Genomic DNA, 17,672 nt, shown 5'->3' on the forward strand with positions numbered 1-17,672 from the left:
TTTTTGACTCAAAATAATATTTTGAATTGTTAAGCTGTGCACTATTGCATGGCGAAAAGAGCATGACAATTCAATGAAAGGGATGTCAAAAGATTTATTCATTATTGCGGCAGGTTTTATTGCTGCAATGCATATCGGGAAACTACCGCCCGCAATACCTGTATTACAACAGCAACTCGGCATTAGCTTTATTCAGTCTGGTTTATTGCTCTCACTAGTACAGGGTGCAGGAATGTGCTTTGCATTGTTGATTGGTAGTTATATCCAAAAAATTGGATTTAAACTGTGTATCTTATTGGGCTTAAGTCTATTGACGATAGCAAGTGCATGGGGGAGCTTTGCACAAAGCTTTGATGTCTTGTTGCTACTGCGTGTCATAGAAGGATTTGGCTTCTTATTGGTGACACTCACAGGGCCTGCATTTATCCGTCAGCTTGTACCGCTACAGCACATCAGCGCAAAGATGGGACTGTGGAGTGCTTATATGGGCGGAGGTATGGGGATAGCATTATTGGTTGCGCCATTTCTAATTGCTCAATATGGTTGGAGTGTGGTTTGGCTCAGTTTCGCTATGATTACTGCAGCATTACTACTCTGTATCGCCATGTTTATTCCTCAGCCTAATGTGGCGCTGAATACAACACCTATTATTGGTCTCATTAGAGATACTTTGAAACATCCTGCAGCATGGCTTTTGGCGCTCATTTTTGGGACATATGCAGGGCAGTGGTTTGCATTGGTAGGCTTCTTACCGATGATTTATGCTCAAAACCAAATTTCAGCAGAGCTGGCGGGTGCTTTAACAGCCAGTGTTGCCGTTGCGAATGCTGTGGGCACATGGGGTTGCGGACTGTTATTACAGCGTGGTTTTCAAGCTAAAACTTTAGTCCAACTGGGTTTTGCTGTTTTAATCATTTGCTCCTTAGGATTTTATCTCTTTAAAGATGCGTTACCGTTTTTACTGCAATATTTAACGGTGTTTAGTTTTTCGCTTTTTGGGGGCTTGGTTGCTGCAACGGTCTTTGCACAAGCACTGCATTTTGCACCTTATCCTGCGGCAATTAGTACGACGGTCGGCATGATTTTACAATGCTCTGCCATATCACAATTTGTTCTGCCTCCTGTGATTGCCACTGTGGTTTCACAAACTGGAACGTGGTTTTGGGCGGGTATATTGATGTCAGCATTATCATTCGTTGGAATCATGCTTAGTCGACGTTTATTTCAAATGCAGTATGGCTCAAATTAAAATTTTGTTAAACCGCTATGTCAGCAACGGCCTTATTGTTTAATCCCAATCAGTAGCGACAAGATGCCTGCTGCAATGAGTGGGCCGACAGGTACACCACGCAGCATGGCAACACCTGCGACTGTCCCAATTAATAGTCCGGCAACTACATCTGGCTGATTGGACATCAGTTTGACACCACGTCCGCCTAGCCATGCGACAAAGATGCCAATGGCGATTGCGACGAGGGATTTCCAACTTAAAAAGGATTTTAAAATTGAATCGCCGGGTATTTTCCCGCTTGCGATCGGCGTGAGTACGCCAATGGTTAAAATAATAATGCCAATGTTTAAGCCATATTGTTGCAGATAGGGGAAAAATTCACTCAAAGGCGTGATGCGGAAAACAATCAAGACACCTGCAGCTATGGTGATCGCTGTATTGTGGCTAAAGATGCCACAAGCCAATAACACCAATAACACGATCAGATTTAAATCCAACTGAGACATAGGATATTCGTGAGAAACTTCAATAAATAATCAATAGTGTAGCGCAGAAACATTAAAAACTGGCGTTCAAGATCATTTCCGCTATTTTTCCTGCAAGTTGGCTCGTTGTTCAGTATAAAATAGCAATATATGGTGTTTATTAGGTTGTTCTATGTTTTTGGATAAAATGCTGCAATCACAAGGTTTTGGTTCGCGTAAATATTGCCAACAGTTGATTAAAAATGGTGCGGTCGAAATACACGGTGAGATTGTAGATAATCCAAAGCAAAAACTGGACTTAAATGATTTAACTTACAGTGTGCATGGACAGGACTATACCTATCGTGAGCATGTTTACATCGCGTTAAATAAACCCCAAGGTTATGAATGTTCGCATCAGGCAACCCATCATTTTAGTGTTTTTGAATTATTTGATGATGTGCTGTTAAATCGTGGTTTGCAATGCGTCGGGCGGCTGGATCAAGACACCACTGGACTGTTGCTGCTCACGGATGATGGTCAATATCTACAAGCGCTGACACACCCTAAAAAGCATGTTGCCAAAGTATATTCGATGCATACCGCAGATCCTGTGACACCTGAGCAAATACAACAATTAGAACAAGGCGTGGAGCTGCGAAACGAAAAAGGCATTTTCGCTGCAACCGATGTGCAGCTATTGGCTTCACAGCAATTACAAATGACTGTTCATCAAGGGGTATATCATCAAGTGAAGCGGATGTTGGCGGCTGTCGGCAATAAAGTTGAAACTTTACATCGTGCTCAAATAGGACAATTAAAGCTTGATGATCTCGCTGAGGGTGAATGGATCTATTTGAATGCAGCGCAAATTGAACAATCGAAATTTCGTGAAAATATCACTGCATAGTAATGGGTACTGGGCTTTGATAGGTCATCATTTGAAGGATGAATGTGCGGTATTAAAGCCCATAAATATGTCTGCTAATTATTTAAAGATGCGTTTCTAATATGCGTTGATGATGTTTTTAATGCCTAGCAGAGCATTAGCGAATAAAGTAATGATAGGTTTGAAATTCATCATCTTTAATGAAGCCCATCGATTCATAGAGTTGATGTGAGTGATAGTTATTTTTTTGAGTTTCGAGGCTGATTCGAAGCGCACCTTCATGTTGTGCAAAGAGAACAGCGGTATCGATCAATTGTTTAGCTGAACCTTGACGACGATATACAGGGCTGACATAGACATCATCTAAAATATAGTAAGTTGAACAAGCCACAGATGAAAAGCCCAAATACAGTAAGATAAACCCAGTAATCACATCATCTTTTAAGCAAATAAAAATTACGCTTTCATTATTTTCAAAACGTTGTCTTAGAAATTTATATGAGATATCAAGATGAGAAGAGGTGCCATAAAATTGGCGATATTCATCAAATAAAACAGCAAGTGGATGAAGGTCTGCTTCTGTTGCGCGTCGAACGATCATTTTTTTCTATACTCCATGCTATTTTTATCAGTCTTGCATGAAGCATATCGAAATTTCGAAATTGGTTGATTTATAAATTGTTTATAAATGCGACAGTGTTAAGTTTTGTCACCTTCACCCAAAATTGCATTGAGTTCTTCAAACAAGTCGAGATGATCATCATCTAATAATGGATCATTATTTAAAATTTCTAATTCAGCAGGGCTAATTTCAATGGTTGAAATAGCTTGGGCTTCTTGTTGTTTTAATTTGCGTAACTTAATCAATTGTTCAATATTGATATTTTGGTTTTCAATAGAGAAGGGGATCGATTTGGTTAAAACAACTTGTTTAAAGAATAGACGTACAGCCTGTGCAGGTGTAATGCCTAATTGTTTAAAAACGGCAAAGGCCTGTTTCTTTTCCTGTGAATCGAGACGGATTTGGTAGACTTCAGTTTTTCTCATATTCTTAGAAAGCTTTTAAATACTTAACTTTTCGCATTTATTCTAATCAAAACTGTTATAAATTCAAGAAAGTTTGGCAGTATTTTATCAATTTAATGTAATGACAATAGATTTACAGTGTCAATTCATAGGCAGAACTGAATTGAAAAGCCTGCTCTGTCACAGGATCGATAAACTTAAGCTGTTTCGCAAGTAGTTGTAAAGGTTGGCTGAAATCGTCATCTGCCTTATGTTGTACTACTGGATAAAAGGGGTCATTTTGAATTGGAATGCCCAAAGCATTTAAATGTACACGAAGTTGGTGTTGCTTGCCGGTATGGGGATTTAATTCATACTTTGCATGGTTTCCATGCTGCTGGAGGAGCTTAATGTATGTTTCACTATTAGGCTCACCATCTACCAGTTGCATTGTATAAAATGGCTGACCTTTTTCCATACGATAGCGAGTTGTGATTGGGAAATTTAAGTCATCTCGATAAGCTGCAATGGCATGATAGGTTTTTTGAACTTGCCGCTTGGCAAACATCTGTTGATATAGCCCACGGCTTTCGACACATTTGGAGAAGAGAACCACACCGGCAGTTTCACGATCTAAACGATGAATCGGTGTCAGGTGTTCAAGCTGCGTTTGTTTTTTGAGTCGAACCAACAAGGTTTCTTGTACATACTGACCGGTCGGACTTATGGTGAGAAAATGCGGTTTATCGACCACGATGAAATGATCATTTTCAAATAAAATCTGATGCTCAAAGGGAACATGAATTTCATGCGCTAAGAATCGATAATAATAAACATGACGATTTGCTTCAAAAGGACTGTCTATCGTTAAAGCGTCACCATCTGCAGCATAGACTAGACCATCCTTAAATCGTTGTTGCCACTCCACTGCTTGGATATGAGGAAATTGCTCACACAAATATGCATAGACCGTTGTGGCTTGTGTGTGTTGACCGTCAAGGAAGACTTTACTGGCACTAACACCATTGATCATCGGGGGAGTAAATTCAAAACTGTGCATGAAGAAAGATCTAAAAACTGAGCAAATAAAGCAGAGAACACATCATGAAAAATGCTCAATCTATAGTGTGAACATATCCATTTTAGCCAGTGCGATGCTATCATATTTAATTCTTATGTACATGTTGTGAGTAATATGCAGTATTCATTCAGTCTGGAACTTAATAGTGAAGTCGATACCCAAAACTTAGCTACCGTACTGGCGACGCATTTTACGACGGGTGTAGCGTATTTAATTGGTGACTTGGGTGCAGGAAAGACCACGTTAACACGTTATTTTTTACAACACTTGGGTCATCAAGGTGCGGTAAAAAGTCCAACCTATACATTGGTTGAACCTTACAATATTCAAGGACAAGATATTTTTCATTTTGATTTATATCGTCTGAATGACCCCTATGAGCTTGAACTTATGGGTATCCGTGATTATTTAGAAACGACGAACGCCCTATTTTTATTTGAATGGCCATCTAAAGGGGGCGACGAAATCCCTGCGGCTGATTTAATTATTAATATTGAAAAGTCTGCGGATGAAACCACTCGTACAGCGACTTTAAGCTATTCTTCAGAAACTTTGCAAAACGCTTTGGAGCAAAAATTTAACCATGCTGAATGAAATCAGTGCCCGCCGCATTCGAACGCTTGATCCTGCTTTAGCCAACCAAATTGCCGCAGGGGAAGTGATTGAACGTCCTGCTTCTGTGGTCAAAGAATTACTGGAAAATGCCATTGATGCAGGGGCGACTGAGCTGATTGTTCGTATTGAACAAGGCGGCAGTACACTGATTGAAATAATAGACAATGGTCGGGGTATTCACCCTGAAGATCTACCTTTGGCGGTCATGCGCCATGCCACAAGTAAAATCCAAACTGCTGAAGATTTGCATGCCATTGTAAGTCTAGGTTTTCGTGGGGAAGCCTTGGCTTCGATCGCTGCGGTGTCTCGTTTGACATTGACCAGTAGCCAAAATGATGACGGTGTAGGCTATCAGGTCGAAGTAAATGGCACCGCATTTGATTCGCAAGAAATTCAGCCTGTGGCAGCGACGCAAGGCACCACCATCCGTGTGCAAGATTTATTTTTTAATGTGCCTGCACGGCGTAAGTTTCTCAAAAAACCGGGGACTGAATTTGGACATATCGAAGAAATTGTCCGTCGTTTGGCACTGACCCATTTTGATGTACGTTTTGTCCTTGAGCATAACAATAGTATTAAGCTGAACTTGCCTATTGCAGACAGTGGTAAGCTGCGTTTTCAGCGGGTGCAGCAGTTACTAGGCCGTCAATTTACTGAAAATGCGTACTGGATAGATGCTGATAGCGTCAATATGCGTCTCAGTGGTTGGTTAGGCCATCCTTCAGACGCACGTGCGCAGGCCGATATGCAATACGTTTATGTGAATGGACGTATCGTAAAAGACAAGACAGTTTCACATGCACTTCGGATGGCTTATGATGGTATTTTGCATGGACATCAACATGCCGCTTATTTGTTATTTATGGAAGTTGATCCTGAAAATATCGATGTGAATGTGCATCCGACCAAGCATGAAATTCGGTTTCTAAATCAACGTGAAGTACATGAGTTTGTTCGTCATTTTGCCAAATCGACATTAGCGCAATTTCAAACCGCGACCGCCGAATTGTCATCTGCAATGAAACTTGATGGGCAGGCACACGAAAATATTATTCCGCAGCCGCGTCATCAGGAACAATTTTCATTACATCAACCTCAGCCAGTTGCAGAGCAAGGCACAAATTTTGTCAGTCCAGAGATCGCAGGCGGGCTTACTGATTTTAGTTCGCCAACTGCTGTGCAATATGCGTCAAATCATGCGTCAACAGGGCAAGAAGGGTATACACAGCAAAATTCAAATGTATCGATCAATAGCGCCGGATATCAGTCAAATATAGCGGGTTCCAGACAGCTCAATAATGCATTGCAAAGTTATTTAGCGCCTTTACGTCAAACTGAATCTACAAATGATCCTGATACTTCTTTGGCTGAACATATTCAGCAGAAAGTCGATGAGCATCCTTTGGGGATTGCCATTGCGCAATTGCATGGTATTTATATTTTGGCCCAAAACACCGAAGGTTTAATCATTGTTGATATGCATGCGGCACATGAACGCATTGTTTTGCAACAGATGAAAACAGCTTGGGATAAACCTGAGTTTTGGACATCACAGCAGTTGCTGATTCCTAAAGTCGTCAGTATCAGTCGGATGCAAGCGATGCGCGTCGATGAGCTCAAAGAACAATTGGCACGCCTAGGTTTAGAAATAGACCAATATGGCGATGAGCAAGTCATTGTCCGAGGTGTTCCTGCCATTTTGCATAAAGCAGACTTTGATGCGCTGATTCCAGATTTATTAAATGATTTAGACCCAAGTGATCAGGTTGCAGGGTTACTACAAAAGCGTGATCAAATATTGGCAGGCATGGCCTGTCATGGCGCTGTACGCGCACACCGTATTTTAAGTCTATCTGAAATGAATGCATTACTGCGTCAGATGGAACAAACTGAATTTGCCAGCCAATGTAACCATGGACGTCCGACGTGGCGTGCGTTTCCATTGGCACAGCTAGATAAACTTTTTGCTCGGGGAGAGTAGTTTTACATGTCAAATCAATTGCCGGTCATCAACTTAATGGGACCAACTGCAAGCGGTAAAACCGCCTTGGCATGTGAGTTATACGAGCAAGGTGGATTCGAATTAATTTCAGTCGATTCTGCTTTGGTTTTTCAGGATATGGATATTGGTACGGCCAAGCCGAGTAAAGCTGAGTTGGAGAAATATCCACATCATTTGATTGATATTATCAGTCCGCTAGAAGTGTATTCGGCAGCGAACTTTGTGGAAGATGCGTGTGTACTGATTGATGATATGCATGTACGAGGTAAAACACCGATTTTAGTCGGTGGTACAATGTTGTATTACAAGGCTTTATTGGAAGGGTTGTCTTCAAACTTACCAAGTGCAGACTATGTTGTACGTGCTGAAATTGAAGCCAAAGCTGAGTCGCAAGGTTGGGATGCTGTATATGCAGAACTGTGCAATGTAGACCCATTGGCAGGTGAAAAATTTAAACCGAGTGATAAGCAACGAATTATCCGTGCGCTCGAAGTTTTTAAATTAACAGGTAAACCCATTACGCAGTTACAAGCTGAGCAACCTAAAAACGTACCATACCGTTACAATTTTCATAATTACGCATTATTGCCAGACCGATTAGAATTACATGAGCGTATAGCTCAACGTCTAAAAACAATGTGGGAAATTGGATTTTTAAATGAAGTGAAAGCTCTCATTGAAAAATACGATTTAGATGAAAATTTACCCTCTATGCGCTCAGTTGGATATCGTCAAGCTTTAGATTTTTTGAAAAATAGTGATCAAAGTAGCGATAAACAGCGTGAAATGGAGGATAAGGCACTTTTTGCAACACGACAACTTGCAAAACGTCAATATACTTGGTTAAGATCTTTGCAAGAAACGCATAAATTTACTACATATTTAACTGCGCAGCAGGCTCAAGAAGACTTGCGAAAGTGCTACGGATAAAGCAAAATTTACAGACTACCTTTTTGATAATTTTTAATTGAAAAGTAAAGGTAGCTTTTGCGCTGATTTTTATTATTTTTTGGAGTTATAACATGTCTAAAGGTCAAACTTTACAAGATCCGTTCTTAAATTCTCTCCGTAAAGAACGTATTCCTGTGTCGATCTTCCTTGTCAACGGTATTAAATTACAAGGTCATATTGAATCTTTCGACCAATACGTTGTTTTATTAAAAAATACTGTAAGCCAAATGGTTTACAAACACGCTATTTCAACTGTTGTTCCAGCACGTAACCCACGTCCTGCTGGTGCTCCTGCTGGTGCTCAAGGCGCTGCTGGCTTCGGTGGTCAACAAGGCGGCTTCGGTGGTCAACAAGGCGGCTTCGGCGGTCAACAAGGTGGCTTCGGTGGCCAAGGCGGCTTCGGTGGTCAAGGTGGCTTCGGTGGCCAAGGTGGCTTCGGTGGTCAAGGTGGTTTTGGCTCTCAAGGTGGCTTCGGTGGTCAAGGTGGCTTCGGTGGTCAAAGTGGTTTCGGCGGTCAAAATGCTGGTTTTGATGGCGAAACTAAATTTGAAGATGCTCAAGACGACGAAAACAACAATCGTTAATTGAATTAAAAAAACCTCCCAAATGGGAGGTTTTTTTTTGCCTATAAAAGAGTAGATTGTTTTCACAAAGGGTATGTAATAATTACTAAAGTGCTGAATGATGATAAGAATCGACATAAAAAAACCAGCCGAAGCTGGTTTTTTGTTTATTCACTTATTTCTTTTTACGATCTAGAGTAGGATCTTTAATTTCAACATAGGCATTGTTACGAATTTCACGTAGCCAGCTGTCCAGTTCAGTGTCAAATTGACGCTCACCTAAAATCTGACGGGCCATACGTTCTTGTACTTCATGTGTCATATCTTGTTGACGTGTATCGGTCACTTGAAGGATGTGCCAACCAAACTGTGACTGAAAAGGCTTGCTGATTTCACCTTTCGCTGTTGATTTCATCATTGCTTCAAATTCTGGAACCATAACACCTGGGCTAACCCAACCTAAACTACCACCGTTGGCAGCAGAACCAGTATCATTCGAGAACGTTGAAGCCAAGACCGCAAAATCTTCACCTTTTTGCAGGCGATTATACAAGTTGTCGATCATTTGCTTGGCATTTTCAGGACTCACGACCTCAGATGGTTGAATCAGGATATGGCGAGTTTGGTATTGAGGAACAATGGCTTTTTGTTCGCCACTTTTACGGTCGACCAATTTTAAAACATGAACGCCATCACGTACTGAAATTAGTTCAGTGGTTTGACCAACTTGCAAAGGTGCTACACGTGCAGCAAGTTCATCTGGAATATCAGATAAGTTGCGGAAGCCCATATCGGCACCGTCAACTTTAATGTCTTTGGTACTATATTTGCTAGTAATCGCTTTTACATCGTTGCTTGCTGCAAGTTCTTTACGAATGTCTTCCGCGATTTTAACGGCATTATCACTGCTAGCTACACGTACATGTAAGACATGAACTTGATTACCTAACGCAGCTTGACCTTGTGGTGAGCTTAAGAAGTTTTTCACATCTTGGTCACTGATTTGAATGCGAGAAGTGACCAACTGTTGGCGTAGACGTTGTAAAGCGATGTCTTCAGCGATGCGTGCACGTAAACCTGCATAGGTATTTGGCGCAACAGCATCTAATTTTTGCTGAAACGCTTCTAAGCTTGGGGAGCCTGCGTCTTTTGCAACTTTAAGTACAGCTTCATTGAGCGATTTTTCATCCGCTTTGACATTATATCGTTTAACTTGTTCAAGCTGTGCTTGGCGCGAAATCAGCTGTTCTAAAGCTTGTTGCTGCAAGTATTCAGTCGGTGGGACGGTTTGTTTTTTTGCTTGAAATTGGTGAGTGATCTCGGCAATGCTTTGATCAAGATCACTACGTAGAATCACGCTATTGTCAACGACAGCTACAATTTCATCTTTAGGTTGCGCAGCAGCAAATACAGATACAGAAGTTGATAGGCAAAGTGCCAAGGCTGACGCTTTAAAAATTTGTTTTAACTGTTTTGTCTTCATTAACGTTCTGTCCAAGATTGATTAATATTGTTAAAACCCAACACTCTGTTTTCAAGCAAAGAGGTTAATTTATTGTTGAAGCCACCTAAACCTTTTAGGGTGAACTCCGCCATAATGGCACGTTTTGGTTTAACATCCGAAGATGTTACATCATCTAAATCGTTATAGTACGAACGACCATAAACTGAAACACCCCAGCAGCATGACTCGTAGTTCACACCCAGTAAATATTCACGCGCAATACTGTTGTCGAGGTCATATTGTGCATGACCAATAATACGCCAGTTATTGTGTATAGGTTGAATAAACGATGCTACTGCTTGGTCATAACTGTCTTGGCGGTTAGGAATGTCTTTACGATAGAAATAACCGACATTGTATAAATTGCCTTTATTTCCTGTGTAATACATTTGAATATCGCGCTGAGCATTATCACCATTCGCCATCCATGCTGAATTGGCATTCACACTGATGCTGTCAGATAGTTGGCTAGAAATGCTCACGACAGGGCCGGTATGGCGTTCGGTATCAAATTTATCAGAGACGTTGTTCAGTGTGACACGACGGTCTTCAAAATAGAAACTTTGACCAACGCTGGCTTTTAAACGCTCAAGACCAACATCATCAAATAAACTATAGCTCAAGCCTAGAGATGCGAAGTTGTTGTCTTCTAAACGGTCATTACCATAGAACCGACGCGGACTAAATAACTGGTCATAATTAATTGACGCTGTAGTTGAGTCAAAGTTCGGATTAGTGTCTTGGTTTTTGTATGGAGAATATGCATAGAAGAAGCGTGGCGTTAAGGTTTGAAGATAACGACCTTCGCGCTCCATCACAAGACCCGCATCTAAAGTGAATTGCGGTACAACGACCGATTTACTTTCATTTGATGAGCTAATGTTTTGTGCATTAACGGTGTCTTGATCGTAAATCGTGTTGACGTTGCGAATAGACACTTCTGGTATTACAAAAGACCATGGGTTACGATAGTTATAACGCACACTAAAGTCGTTATAAATACGTGCGCCGCTTGGCTCATACATTGGCGAATCGCCAGTATTGCTTGGAATATTATTACTACGTAAGTTCTTTTTGAAGTAAGCCGTATCATTGTTAAATTCGTACTGTAAGCCGAGCGGATTACCAGTCTTGTAGTTCAGTAGGAATTGCGGCAAGCGCGCATATGGACGGTCTTCATCACTGACAGTTTTATCCAGTGTTTGGAAGTCTTCCACTTTAAGCTGTGCTTTTAGGCCAGGGATACCATTTTTATAATTGAGTTCCCATGCACGGCGTAAGTTCAGGTCAGTTTTTGAGTTTGGATTATTATTGAGATCTGAGAAATAGTCTTTATCAGATGCATAATTGTATTCTAAATTGGTTGTAAATTGATCGTTAATTCTCCAGTTATGTAGGAAATGTAAGTCTTTACGATCCTGATCATCATACTTTTGGTCGGATGGTAAATAACCACCCCACACCATCCCTGAACCAAAGTTTTCAGTGAGATAGCGGAATTCGCCTTCCATCATTGGACCGCGGTCTGCAATATAACGTGGTGTGACCGTTGCATCATAGTTTGGTGCAAGGTTGAGATAGACGGGAACGGCAAGTTCAACACCACCATCATTGGTAAAACCAAAGCTTGGGGTCAAAATACCTGTGGTACGACGGTCATCAATCGGGAAGTTGAAATAGGGCACAGCCATCACAGGTACGTTTTTTACATATAATGTTGTACCTTTGGTTTCACCGCGGCCAGTTTCTTGATTCAGCTTAATTTTGTCTGCTTGAATTTTCCACGTTGGTTTTTCATCAGGTGGACAAGTGGTATAAACAGCGTTTTCTAATTCGAGTGTTTCGGTTGAAGTACGTGAAATTTTCTCAGCGCGACCGTGTGCATGCTGCTGTTCAGCAATAAAGAAACTGTTATTTAAATCACCCTGTTGGGTTTTTAAATTGTAATCAATCGAATCACTTTGAGAAATCAGCCCAGACTGTGCCATTTGCACGCGGCCAGAAGCATTGGCATAAGTTTGGGTTTTATCAATTTTGATTTGATCGGCACGAATTTGACGACCTTCTTGGTCAATCAGAACATTACCTTCAAGAATGGAGTCGCCATTCGGGTCAAAATGACCATAGTCTGCGGTAATGGTAGAGGTTGCATCTTCTGGGGCAACAGCTTTTGTTGTTGGAGCAACTGGGGTAATCCAGGTGCCTGTACAAAACGCAGAACTTAATTGATTGGTGTTGCGAATCTGTGCTTCAGGTGCAGATTTATCGACATAATATTGTTCGAAGAACTGCTGCCCCGGATAAGCTTCTGAAATGCTTTGTTTGAGTTGTTCTGTATCGTCATCCGTGGACGGGTTTGAAACAGGTGCTGCATAGCTTGGTAACGAGCTACCACATAGAAGGGTTAAGATCGCAGTCGCTAAAGGATTAAATTTAAACTGATGCTTCATTTGTCTCATTAACCAGGTATGCTTAATCGCAATTAATTATTGTCGCATCATAGAGAAAAAGTTGATAAGTAGCTACACTTAGCACTTTAAAAACTCAGCCTGTATTAGAATTTATCGCAAATGAATACACAACGTGAACAATTGATACAAACATGGATTTCATCTGTACTCGGTTCAGATCAATTTGAAATTAACTTCTTAGCAGGCGATGCAAGCTTCCGTCGTTATGCACGAATCAAATTGAATAATAAAACATTTATGCTCATGGATGCACCACCAGAAAAAGAAGATTGTGGTCCTTTTGTGTCGATTGATGAATTTTTTGATGCACATGGCGTGCGTGTACCACATATCGTGGCCAAAGACCTCGATCAAGGCTTCTTATTGTTAGAAGATTTTGGTGATGTTTTATTGTCTACGTTGTTGAATGATCAAACCGTAGACGCACATTATGCTCAAAGTTTTAAACAGTTGATTCAATTGCAGTCAATTGATGGAACTGCTCATTTTCCTGCATATGCCTATGAAAAGCTGATTTCTGAAATGGAGCTGTTAACCGATTGGTTATTGCCATCTCTACAAGTGCAGCCTACTGAAGAAGAATCGGCACTGATTAAACGAACCTTTGCTATCTTAGCCAATGCTGCATTGGCTCAGCCTCAAGTGATTGTGCATCGTGATTTTCATAGCCGTAATTTGATGGTGCTTGATGGTGAGCAAGATCAGGGCGTGATTGATTTCCAAGATGCAGTGATTGGTGCGGATACTTATGATTTGATCTCAATCACACGTGATGCTTATGTGCAGTGGAATGCAGATCGTGTTTATGCATGGTTTAAGACGTTCTATGATTTGCTACCTGCATCGGCTAAAGAAGGTCGTAACTTTGAGCAATTCAAACAAGACGCTGACCTGATGGCGATTCAACGTCATATCAAAATTTTAGGCATTTTTGTGCGCTTATTTGAGCGTGATGGTAAGTCAGGTTATCTCAAAGATTTGCCGCGTGTGATGTGGTATTTACTTGAAGAAAGTAAACCGTATGCAGAATTACAACCTTTTATGCAATTTATTCAGGATAAAGTATTGCCGAAATTTGAAGCCAAATACGGCACTTATGAGGTTGTTGCATAATGAAAGCCATGATTTTAGCTGCGGGTCTCGGAAATCGGATGCGCCCTTTAACATTGTATAAGCCAAAGCCTTTGCTTGAAGTGGGTGGAAAACCACTGATTGTTTGGCATATAGAAAAGCTAAAAAAAATTGGCGTAACTGAAATTATCATCAATTCTGCATGGCTTGCAGATATCCTGATTGGTACTTTGGGTGATGGTTCGCAGTTTGGTGTGAATATTCGCTGGACACGTGAAGCGGAAGGTCTGGAAACAGCTGGTGGCATTATTAATGCTTTACCTTTGCTTGGGACAGAACCGTTTATTTTGGTGAATGGTGACGTTTGGACGACCTACGATTTTTCAGCTTTGCTCAATATTGAGCTAAATGATGACTTGGCACACTTGGTCTATGTGACTAACCCAGCGCAACATCCTAAGGGTGATTTTATCTTGGATGCTGGGCGTAGTTATACCTTTGAGCAAGAACATGCAGGCGAGGCACTCACCTATAGCGGAATCGCAGTTATACATCCAAATATGTTTGATGGATTGGAAGCTGGTAAGCGTCCGCTCGCACCATTATTGAAACAAGCCATGTTGGATGGAAAAATTTCTGCAGAGAAAATGCAAACTGCGTGGGTTGATGTTGGCACACCTGAGCGTTTAAGTGATCTAGATCTACAGATTCGCCAAGGCATGTACGATTAAGTGCATATTCGCTAAGCGTTAGCTACTGTTCCACGGCTTAGAAATCGGTATACTTCAGTTAATTTTTATTGAGATGTCTTCTTTATGCATCCTTTTTTTCAAGACTTAAAGCAAGGTAGTCAAAAGCTTGGCTTAGATTTGAGTGAAGAAGCATTAAATCTATTGCTGAAATACCAAGATGCCCTAGTGCTGTGGAACAAAGCGTATAACTTGACTGCTATTCGTGATCCTAAAGAAATGTTGGTTAAGCATTTATTGGATAGCTTAAGTATCCTAAATGATTTGCCTGCAGGTCGTTTATTGGATATCGGTACGGGTGGTGGCATGCCGGGCATGATCATTGCACTGTGTCAGCCTGAACGTGAATGTGTGCTTTTAGATGCCAACGGTAAAAAAATTCGATTCTTAAAACAATTTATTGCTGACTTAAAACTAAAAAATGTCATTGCGGTACAAACACGTGTCGAAAATGAAGACAGCATTAATGAACTGGGGCAGTTTGATGTGATTACCAGTCGTGCTTTTGCATCGTTAACGGATTTTGTGGATGCGTCTAAACCGTATATGCATGCGCAAAGTATTATCGCGTCGATGAAAGGCTTAATTCCTGAAGAAGAAGTTGAAACACTGAAAAGTGATTTCAAGATTGATATCGTTGCATTAAAAGTTCCACGACTTGATGAGCAGCGTCATTTAATTTTTCTTAAACGTATTTAAAATTTTCAAAGGACTGGGGTTACCATGGCTCAAATTATTGCGATTGCAAACCAAAAGGGTGGCGTAGGTAAAACCACAACTGCTGTGAACTTGGCTGCATCTTTAGCCATATTAAAAAAACGAGTTTTACTTGTGGACATGGATTCACAAGGCAATGCCACGATGGGTTCGGGCATTCAAAAAAATGATTTGTTGTATTCAGTCACGGATGTCTTACTTGGTGAAGTGCCAATTGAAACCGCTATTTATAAAGCGGAAGTGGGCTATAAGGTTTTAGGTGCAAACCGTGACTTAGCTGGCGTTGAGCTTGCAATTGCAGATCAAGACGGTCGTGAGTTTATTTTACGTGAAGCATTGGCAAGCGTCGAAAAAGACTTCGACTATATTATTGTCGATTGTGCACCAAGTTTAAGTTTGATCACTGTCAATGCACTTGCAGCGGTACGTGCTGTGCTGATTCCAATGCAGTGTGAATATTATGCCCTAGAAGGTTTGGCTGACCTAACCCAAACCATTGACCGTATTCAGCAAGCTTTAAACCCAGATCTAGAGATCGTGGGTGTGCTTCGTACCATGTACGATGCGCGTAATGCCTTAACACGTGATGTGTCTGCTGAGCTTGAACAATACTTCGGTCAGAAACTTTATGACACGGTCATTCCGCGTAATATTCGTTTGGCTGAAGCGCCTGCGCACGGTTTACCAGTGATTTATTTTGAAAAAAGCTCGAAGGGTGCAGTTGCTTATTTGAACTTGGCAGCTGAGATGTTAAAAAAAACCAAAGTAAAAAAAGGAACTAAAGCATGACCGTAAAAAAACGCGGACTGGCTAAAGGTCGTGGTCTGGATGCCTTACTCGGCTCAATCCAAAAAGAAAAACTACAGCTCGAAGCAAAAGCTTTAGATCATGGACAGTTAAAACAAATTGATGTGCATTTATTGAAACGTGGTGAGTATCAACCGCGTCGTTTCATTAAAGAACAAGATTTACAAGAACTTGCTGCATCGATTGAAAAGCATGGCGTCATGCAGCCAATCGTGATTCGTCCTGTCGAAGATGAAAAGCATCCCTACGAAATTATTGCAGGTGAGCGTCGTTGGCGTGCGGCTCAGCTTGCAGGTTTAACCGAAGTTCCAGCCATTGTTCGTGAGTTGAGTGACCAAGTTGCCATTGCTTTGGCATTGATTGAAAACATTCAACGTCAAGATTTGAACCCAATCGATCAAGCCATGGCTTTGCAACGCTTCCATGACGAGTTCGGTTTAAGTCATCAAGAGATTGCTGACACGGTCGGTAAAGCACGTACCACGATTAGTAACTTGCTACGCCTCTTGTCTTTAGCGGATCAAGTCAAAGACTTTATGCAGCAAGGTTTGCTCGATATGGGGCATGCACGTGCGATCTTGACGTTAAAAGCCAAAGATCAGCTTAAAGTTGCTGAAATGGTGATTGAAAAAAGTATGTCTGTACGTCAAACCGAACAATTTGTTCGTGATTTGAATGCACCAAAACAACAAAAAGCTAAACCAATTGTTTCATCAGACATTCAACAACTGACACAACGTCTCTCTGATCGTTTCAGTGCAGACGTGAAAATTGATCATAATAAACAAGGGAAAGGCAAGCTGGTGATTAGCTACCATACTCTTGAAGAGCTAGATGGCATTTTAAATATTTGTCTAGCTGAATAATTTTTAAATTCGATTTATTGGGGAAAATCAAATGTGGGAATTAGTCAAAGCGGGCGGGTGGTTAATGATCCCGCTCGTCATTTGTTCGATCTTTACGGTAGCCATTACCATTGAGCGCTTTATTCGTTTAAAGAAATCAATGGTGTTGCCAAAAGACTTGATGATGAATGTAAACACATCAGTGAAAGATGTGGTGCAGCAGCTAAAGCAAAGTCCAACTTTACAGCAAAGTACATTGGGTCGTGTATTGGGCGCAGGTTACGCTGGTAAAGATCAAAACGAGCAATATGCACGTGCGCAAATGGAAGTCACAGCGTCACAAGAAATTGGTTATTTAGAAAAAAATATCAACTTTTTGGGCACTTTAAGCGCTGTTGCACCTTTACTAGGTTTGTTGGGTACGGTGATCGGTATTATTGAAGCATTCTTAATGATTGATATAGGCACCAATAGTGATCCAGTGTTGATGATGCCGGGTATTTCTAAAGCCTTGATTACCACTGCTGCCGGTATGTTAATTGCTGTACCTGCATTATTTGCGCATCGCTATTTCCAACGTTTGGTTCAAGAATATGTGGCTGAGTTAGAACAGCAGTCGACATTATTTCATGCCGCTTTGTTTTATAAAAAAACACCTGAAGTAGAAAGTCAGGACATTCAGAAAGCCAGCTGAGTGGAGACTGCGC

The 17,672-nt window shown here is 41.1% G+C and carries 18 protein-coding genes; 12 read left to right on the plus strand and 6 right to left on the minus strand.

The annotated features are described in order from the left end of the window. Positions 1-82 precede the first annotated feature (82 nt). Complete coding sequence (locus tag FTU62_RS12950; protein WP_249706701.1) at positions 83-1,249, plus strand: CynX/NimT family MFS transporter; 1,167 nt, start codon at positions 83-85, stop codon at positions 1,247-1,249. Between the two features lie 32 nt (positions 1,250-1,281). On the opposite strand, the gene FTU62_RS12955 is transcribed toward FTU62_RS12950, so the two are convergent. Then, entirely contained in the window at positions 1,282-1,737 is a 456-nt protein-coding gene (locus FTU62_RS12955; protein WP_111885075.1) for a DUF441 domain-containing protein, read from the minus strand. Positions 1,738-1,888: 151 nt separating this feature from the next. Here FTU62_RS12955 and FTU62_RS12960 point away from each other — a divergent pair, with 151 nt between their 5' ends. Beyond that, on the plus strand, positions 1,889-2,605 hold the full coding sequence (locus FTU62_RS12960; protein ID WP_180102889.1) for a pseudouridine synthase: 717 nt from the start codon (positions 1,889-1,891) through the stop codon (positions 2,603-2,605). 136 nt (positions 2,606-2,741) lie between these two features. On the opposite strand, the gene FTU62_RS12965 is transcribed toward FTU62_RS12960, so the two are convergent. From FTU62_RS12965 to FTU62_RS12975, 3 genes are all read right to left on the minus strand, one after another. Continuing rightward, positions 2,742-3,185: a GNAT family N-acetyltransferase gene (locus tag FTU62_RS12965; protein WP_180102890.1), complete on the minus strand. Its 444-nt coding sequence runs from the start codon at positions 3,183-3,185 to the stop codon at positions 2,742-2,744. 98 nt (positions 3,186-3,283) lie between these two features. Next, the gene (locus FTU62_RS12970; protein ID WP_078193683.1) at positions 3,284-3,631 is read right to left on the minus strand and encodes a type II toxin-antitoxin system RelB/DinJ family antitoxin; all 348 of its coding nucleotides are present in this window, start codon (positions 3,629-3,631) and stop codon (positions 3,284-3,286) included. 112 nt (positions 3,632-3,743) lie between these two features. After that, positions 3,744-4,649: a pseudouridine synthase gene (locus FTU62_RS12975; protein ID WP_180102891.1), complete on the minus strand. Its 906-nt coding sequence runs from the start codon at positions 4,647-4,649 to the stop codon at positions 3,744-3,746. A gap of 135 nt (positions 4,650-4,784) precedes the next feature. On the opposite strand from FTU62_RS12975, the gene tsaE reads away from it, so the two are divergent. The 4 genes from tsaE (at position 4,785) to hfq (ending at position 8,822) form a co-directional block, all read left to right on the plus strand. Continuing rightward, on the plus strand, positions 4,785-5,264 hold the full coding sequence (gene tsaE, locus FTU62_RS12980; RefSeq protein WP_180102892.1) for a tRNA (adenosine(37)-N6)-threonylcarbamoyltransferase complex ATPase subunit type 1 TsaE: 480 nt from the start codon (positions 4,785-4,787) through the stop codon (positions 5,262-5,264). Continuing rightward, positions 5,254-7,266 carry a DNA mismatch repair endonuclease MutL gene (gene mutL / locus FTU62_RS12985; protein ID WP_180102893.1) on the plus strand — a complete coding sequence of 671 codons (2,013 nt, stop codon included), beginning with the start codon at positions 5,254-5,256 and terminating at the stop codon, positions 7,264-7,266. Before tsaE ends, mutL begins: the two co-directional genes overlap by 11 nt. Before the next feature lie 6 nt (positions 7,267-7,272). Beyond that, positions 7,273-8,217, plus strand: a complete 945-nt coding sequence (miaA, locus tag FTU62_RS12990; RefSeq protein ID WP_180102894.1) for a tRNA (adenosine(37)-N6)-dimethylallyltransferase MiaA — start codon at positions 7,273-7,275, stop codon at positions 8,215-8,217. A gap of 92 nt (positions 8,218-8,309) precedes the next feature. Further along, positions 8,310-8,822, plus strand: coding sequence for an RNA chaperone Hfq (gene hfq / locus FTU62_RS12995; RefSeq protein WP_180102895.1), 513 nt, complete (start codon positions 8,310-8,312; stop codon positions 8,820-8,822). A gap of 154 nt (positions 8,823-8,976) precedes the next feature. Here hfq and FTU62_RS13000 read toward each other — a convergent pair whose 3' ends face one another. Together FTU62_RS13000 and FTU62_RS13005 are read right to left on the minus strand one after the other, a co-directional pair. Beyond that, positions 8,977-10,284: a peptidylprolyl isomerase gene (locus FTU62_RS13000; RefSeq protein WP_078193677.1), complete on the minus strand. Its 1,308-nt coding sequence runs from the start codon at positions 10,282-10,284 to the stop codon at positions 8,977-8,979. Beyond that, positions 10,284-12,755, minus strand: a complete 2,472-nt coding sequence (locus FTU62_RS13005; RefSeq protein WP_180102896.1) for an LPS-assembly protein LptD — start codon at positions 12,753-12,755, stop codon at positions 10,284-10,286. The genes FTU62_RS13000 and FTU62_RS13005 overlap by 1 nt, the downstream gene beginning before the upstream one ends. 120 nt (positions 12,756-12,875) lie before the next feature. Between FTU62_RS13005 and FTU62_RS13010 the strand changes: the two genes are divergently transcribed. From FTU62_RS13010 to FTU62_RS13035, 6 genes are all read left to right on the plus strand, one after another. Beyond that, positions 12,876-13,889, plus strand: a complete 1,014-nt coding sequence (locus FTU62_RS13010) for an aminoglycoside phosphotransferase family protein (protein WP_180023919.1) — start codon at positions 12,876-12,878, stop codon at positions 13,887-13,889. Continuing rightward, positions 13,889-14,578, plus strand: coding sequence for an N-acetylmuramate alpha-1-phosphate uridylyltransferase MurU (gene murU, locus FTU62_RS13015; RefSeq protein ID WP_180023918.1), 690 nt, complete (start codon positions 13,889-13,891; stop codon positions 14,576-14,578). Before FTU62_RS13010 ends, murU begins: the two co-directional genes overlap by 1 nt. A gap of 84 nt (positions 14,579-14,662) precedes the next feature. Then, on the plus strand, positions 14,663-15,295 hold the full coding sequence (gene rsmG, locus FTU62_RS13020; RefSeq protein WP_180003083.1) for a 16S rRNA (guanine(527)-N(7))-methyltransferase RsmG: 633 nt from the start codon (positions 14,663-14,665) through the stop codon (positions 15,293-15,295). Positions 15,296-15,319: 24 nt separating this feature from the next. Continuing rightward, entirely contained in the window at positions 15,320-16,102 is a 783-nt protein-coding gene (locus tag FTU62_RS13025; protein ID WP_078188958.1) for a ParA family protein, read from the plus strand. Next, the gene (locus FTU62_RS13030) at positions 16,099-16,986 is read left to right on the plus strand and encodes a ParB/RepB/Spo0J family partition protein (protein WP_180084215.1); all 888 of its coding nucleotides are present in this window, start codon (positions 16,099-16,101) and stop codon (positions 16,984-16,986) included. Before FTU62_RS13025 ends, FTU62_RS13030 begins: the two co-directional genes overlap by 4 nt. Before the next feature lie 31 nt (positions 16,987-17,017). Continuing rightward, on the plus strand, positions 17,018-17,659 hold the full coding sequence (locus FTU62_RS13035; protein WP_180102897.1) for a MotA/TolQ/ExbB proton channel family protein: 642 nt from the start codon (positions 17,018-17,020) through the stop codon (positions 17,657-17,659). The last annotated feature ends 13 nt before the right edge of the window (positions 17,660-17,672 follow it).

Source organism: Acinetobacter sp. YH12126, assembly GCF_013418745.1.
GTDB classification, from domain to species: Bacteria; Pseudomonadota; Gammaproteobacteria; order Pseudomonadales; family Moraxellaceae; genus Acinetobacter; species Acinetobacter amyesii.

Coding starts and splice junctions, on each gene's coding strand:
- FTU62_RS12950 (WP_249706701.1), top strand. CDS start 83: ATGTCAAAAGATTTATTCATTATTGCGGCAGGTTTTATTGCTGCAATG.
- FTU62_RS12955 (WP_111885075.1), bottom strand. CDS start 1,737: ATGTCTCAGTTGGATTTAAATCTGATCGTGTTATTGGTGTTATTGGCT.
- FTU62_RS12960 (WP_180102889.1), top strand. CDS start 1,889: ATGTTTTTGGATAAAATGCTGCAATCACAAGGTTTTGGTTCGCGTAAA.
- FTU62_RS12965 (WP_180102890.1), bottom strand. CDS start 3,185: ATGATCGTTCGACGCGCAACAGAAGCAGACCTTCATCCACTTGCTGTT.
- FTU62_RS12970 (WP_078193683.1), bottom strand. CDS start 3,631: ATGAGAAAAACTGAAGTCTACCAAATCCGTCTCGATTCACAGGAAAAG.
- FTU62_RS12975 (WP_180102891.1), bottom strand. CDS start 4,649: ATGCACAGTTTTGAATTTACTCCCCCGATGATCAATGGTGTTAGTGCC.
- tsaE (WP_180102892.1), top strand. CDS start 4,785: ATGCAGTATTCATTCAGTCTGGAACTTAATAGTGAAGTCGATACCCAA.
- mutL (WP_180102893.1), top strand. CDS start 5,254: ATGCTGAATGAAATCAGTGCCCGCCGCATTCGAACGCTTGATCCTGCT.
- miaA (WP_180102894.1), top strand. CDS start 7,273: ATGTCAAATCAATTGCCGGTCATCAACTTAATGGGACCAACTGCAAGC.
- hfq (WP_180102895.1), top strand. CDS start 8,310: ATGTCTAAAGGTCAAACTTTACAAGATCCGTTCTTAAATTCTCTCCGT.
- FTU62_RS13000 (WP_078193677.1), bottom strand. CDS start 10,284: ATGAAGACAAAACAGTTAAAACAAATTTTTAAAGCGTCAGCCTTGGCA.
- FTU62_RS13005 (WP_180102896.1), bottom strand. CDS start 12,755: ATGAAGCATCAGTTTAAATTTAATCCTTTAGCGACTGCGATCTTAACC.
- FTU62_RS13010 (WP_180023919.1), top strand. CDS start 12,876: ATGAATACACAACGTGAACAATTGATACAAACATGGATTTCATCTGTA.
- murU (WP_180023918.1), top strand. CDS start 13,889: ATGAAAGCCATGATTTTAGCTGCGGGTCTCGGAAATCGGATGCGCCCT.
- rsmG (WP_180003083.1), top strand. CDS start 14,663: ATGCATCCTTTTTTTCAAGACTTAAAGCAAGGTAGTCAAAAGCTTGGC.
- FTU62_RS13025 (WP_078188958.1), top strand. CDS start 15,320: ATGGCTCAAATTATTGCGATTGCAAACCAAAAGGGTGGCGTAGGTAAA.
- FTU62_RS13030 (WP_180084215.1), top strand. CDS start 16,099: ATGACCGTAAAAAAACGCGGACTGGCTAAAGGTCGTGGTCTGGATGCC.
- FTU62_RS13035 (WP_180102897.1), top strand. CDS start 17,018: ATGTGGGAATTAGTCAAAGCGGGCGGGTGGTTAATGATCCCGCTCGTC.